At 69.2% G+C, this 3748-nt stretch carries 4 protein-coding genes; all 4 read left to right on the top strand.

Annotated elements, in window-relative coordinates; genetic code table 11:
• The first annotated feature begins 344 nt into the window (after positions 1 to 344).
• Positions 345 to 1736 carry a DUF4139 domain-containing protein gene (locus CSW58_RS11580; protein WP_099447386.1) on the top strand — a complete coding sequence of 464 codons (1392 nt, stop codon included), beginning with the start codon at positions 345 to 347 and terminating at the stop codon, positions 1734 to 1736.
• A gap of 103 nt (positions 1737 to 1839) precedes the next feature.
• Positions 1840 to 3039, top strand: a complete 1200-nt coding sequence (locus CSW58_RS11575) for a DUF4139 domain-containing protein (protein WP_236627798.1) — start codon at positions 1840 to 1842, stop codon at positions 3037 to 3039.
• Positions 3039 to 3395, top strand: coding sequence for a hypothetical protein (locus CSW58_RS15370; protein ID WP_236627797.1), 357 nt, complete (start codon positions 3039 to 3041; stop codon positions 3393 to 3395). Before CSW58_RS11575 ends, CSW58_RS15370 begins: the two co-directional genes overlap by 1 nt.
• Before the next feature lie 121 nt (positions 3396 to 3516).
• A partial coding sequence (locus CSW58_RS11570; RefSeq protein WP_201721654.1) for a YqhA family protein occupies positions 3517 to 3748 on the top strand: 232 nt, incomplete at its 3' end.

The raw sequence follows: 3748 nt of genomic DNA, 5'->3' as shown, positions 1-3748 counted from the left end.
CGGCCATGAGCATCCGGCTGGAGATCGACGACCAGGCGACGACCGCGCCCAGGCCCTCGCCGCGCGCCTGGCCGCCTGCACGGTGGTCCACGCGGTGGGGTTCGGGTGGCGGTGAGACTATCCACACCCTCTTCCCCGGCGAAGGCCGGGGCCCAGATCGAACCCAGGGCGGCGGTGATCGGGGCCTCGCCTGAAGGCGCTTCCACCCCAGAAGCTCAGGCTGAATCTGGGCCCCGGCCTTCGCCGGGGAAGCGGAGTCTAGGCGCAATTCATTGCCCCTCACCTGCCTCGACTTTGACGCGAACCCGTGGAACCTTGACCGTCGACCCTAGGGAGACGTCGTCATGTTCCGCCGAGCCTTGCTGGCCGCCACCCTGCTGACGGCGCCCCTACTGATACCCACGGGCGCCCACGCCCAGACCGCCCCCAAGCTGTCGATCACCATCTATAACAACGACTTGGCCCTGGTGCAGGACGTCCGCAGCCTCGACGTCGCCGCCGGTCGCCAACGGCTGGAGTTCAAGGACGTCTCGGCCGCCATCCGGCCCGAGACGGTCAGCCTCTCGGCCCCCGGGATCGAGATCGTCGAGCAGAACTTCGACTTCGACCTGCTGACCCCCGACAAGTTGATGGAAAAGGCGGTCGGGCGGCAGATCCGGATCATCCGCACCAATCCCGGCGACGGCAAGGAGACGAGCGAGGTCGCCACCGTGCTGTCGGCCAATGAGGGCGTGGTGCTGAAGATCGGCGACCGCATCGAGGTGTTGCGCGACGACGGCGTGCCCACCCGGGTGATCTTCGACAAGGTGCCCGAGACCCTGCGCGCCCGCCCGACCCTGTCGGTGACCGTCGAGGCCGACAAGGCCGGGGCCCGGCCCGCCACCCTCAGCTATCTGACCACCGGCCTGTCGTGGAAGGCCGACTATGTCGCCCTGTTCGACGAGGCCAAGGGGGCGCTGGACCTGCAGGGCTGGATCACCCTGGGCAACCAGTCGGGCAGCGCCTTCGAGAACGCCGAAACCCAGCTGGTGGCCGGCGAGGTCAACATCCTGGCCAACCCCAATGTCTACCAGCCCTATCGCCAGCCCGCGCCGCGCGGCGGCAAGGCCGGGATCGAGCCCGGCGTCGGACCGCGCGTGGCCGACTACTATGTCTATCCCCTGGCCCAGAAGACCACGATCGCCGCCAACCAGAGCAAGCAGGTCGGCTTCCTGTCGGCCCAGGGCGTCAAGGCCCGCAAGGTCTATGAGTATCGCCAGGGCTGGTTCAGCAGCCTGTCGGAGCCGACCAGCGCCACGGTGGCCCTGCAGTTCTCCAACGCCAGCGCCGCCGGCCTCGGCGCCCAGCTGCCGGCCGGGGTGATGCGGGTCTATATGCGCGACGCCGCCGGCGATCCCAAGTTCATCGGCGAGAACGCCATCGGCCACACGCCCGCCGGGTCGGAGCTGTCGATCAAGACCGGCGAGGCCTTCGACGTCACCGTCCAGCCCACCCTGACGGCCAGCGAGTCGATCGGCAAACGCCGCTACGGCTACACGATGTCCTACGTGCTGCGGAACGCCCGGCCCGAGGCCGTGACCGTCGAGCTGCGCCAGGGCGGCCTGGGCGTCGAGGCCAAGGTCAAGAAGGAGAGCCTGGCCAGTCGTCGCATCGACGCCGGGACCCTGGGCTGGAGCGTCCCGGTGCCCGCCAATGGCGAGACCACCGTGACCTTCGAGGTCGAGACCGGCTGGTGAACATCTTGAACCGCTCATCCCGCGAAAGCGGGGACCCAAGCGACGGGGCGGCGTCGCCCGAGCCTGCCGGCTGGCCCTGGCTTGGGTCCCCGCTTTCGCGGGGATGAGCGGTGTTGGGGCGGTATCCCTCGCCGAGACCATCCCCTCGCCCGCCGCCCAGAAGGTGGCGATCACCCTCTATCGCGACGGTGACACGCCGTTTCAGGTCCTCAATCCCTGGGAACGCGCCCAGGCCGTCAAGCGCGGCCTGGTGCTGGTCACCGAGACCCGCGAGGTCGCGCTGCCCGCCGGTCGCCACACCCTGCGCTTCGACGGCGTCGCCGAGGGCCTGATCCCGCAGAGCGCGGCGATCGAGGGCCTGCCGGACGGCGCGATCGAGCGCAATTATGACTACGCCCTGCTCAGCCCCGGCAAGCTGCTGGAGCGATCGCTGAACCAGCCGGTGCGGATCACCCGCGTCAACCGCAAGACCGGCAAGGCCACCGAGGCCGACGCCATCGTCCGCCAGGGCCCCGACGGGGTGGTGCTGCAGACCGCCGAGGGGATCGAGGCCCTGGGGTGCAGCGGCGGCATCGAGCGCCTGACCTTCGAGCGCGTGCCCGCCGGCCTGTCCAGCCGCCCCAGCCTGTCTGCGGTGGTCGAGGTCCCGGTCGCCGGCCGCCGGGTGCTGACCCTGTCCTACCTGGCCATCGGCCTGAACTGGCAGGCCGACTATGTGGCCCGCATCCGGCCCGACGGCGCCAGTCTGGACCTGGTCGGCTGGCTGACCCTGGTCAATAGCGGCGGCACCAGCTTCGACAACGCCCCGACCCAGCTGGTGGCCGGGACCCTGGCCCGCGAGGCGGTGGATACCCCCGACGCCGAGACCTCGGCCCTCAGCCGCCAGTGCTGGCCGATGGACACCACACACACCGGGTCAAGAAGGCCAGCCTTTCCGATTTCGGCGTATGCGCCTCCGCCGCCCCCGCCACCTGCCATGGCCGCCCCCGTGCAGGACCGGGGCGTCGAGGAAATCATGGTCACCGGCAGCCGCGCCAAGCTGGCCGAGCAGTCCGAGCTGGGCGACTACAAGCTCTACACCCTGCCCCAGCCGGTCACCGTTGCGGCCCGCCAGACCAAGCAGGCGGCCTTTCTTGACCTGAAGGGCGTGCGCTTCACCCGGCTCTACAGCTACCGGATCGACGACTACAGCGACTATGACGACGGCGACGCCATCGAGACCACCCCCACCGTCCTGCTGCGCCTGAAGAACCTCAAGACCGAGGGCCTGGGCCAGCCGATGCCGTCGGCGCGGTGGCGGTGATGGAGACCGCCGGCGGCCGTCCCACCCTGGCGGGCGAAAAGGCCCTGCGCGACGTCGCCGTCGGCCAGCCCTTCGACATCGAGCTGGGCCAGGCCATGGACGTGGTCGTACAGCCGAAACTGGAGCGCGAGACCAAACGCCTGGGCCGCACGCGGCGCGACTATGCGATCGAGCTGATCAACGCCAAGACCGTGCCGGTGACCCTCGAACTGCGCCAGGACGGCGGCCGCGACGACTTCAAGCTGACCGCCGGCCCCAAGCCGTTCGAACTGCGCGATGGCGGCCCGGCCTGGCGCATCACCCTGCCGCCCGGCGAACGGCGGGTGTTTCGCTACGGGTTCAGCTACAAGGACTAGAAGAACGGGGCCCGCCTTCAGGGCGGTCCTCGCGCCCAGCCTTTCACCCTCTCGCCGAAGGGTCGCGAGACCGTGCGCTATGTGCTGGAGTACGAAGGCTGAAGCCTGAAGGATTCGCCGAATGATTAAGCCCCGACTGGAATCGATCCTGGAACGAGGCCTGTTCGCGTCACGCTGGTTGATGGCGCCGTTCTATGTTGGTCTGGTCGTCACCTTGGCGGCGATGCTTGTGGTGTTCTTCCAGGAACTGTTCCGGGAACTGCCCAACGTGCTGTCGATGACGCCGGAAGACGCCATCCTGATGGCCCTGACGCTGATCGACCTGTCGCTGGCGGCCAACCTGCTGGTGATCG

Source organism: Caulobacter sp. B11, from assembly GCF_002737765.1.
Lineage (GTDB): Bacteria > Pseudomonadota > Alphaproteobacteria > Caulobacterales > Caulobacteraceae > Caulobacter.
This window is presented reverse-complemented; position numbering and strand designations above follow the sequence as displayed.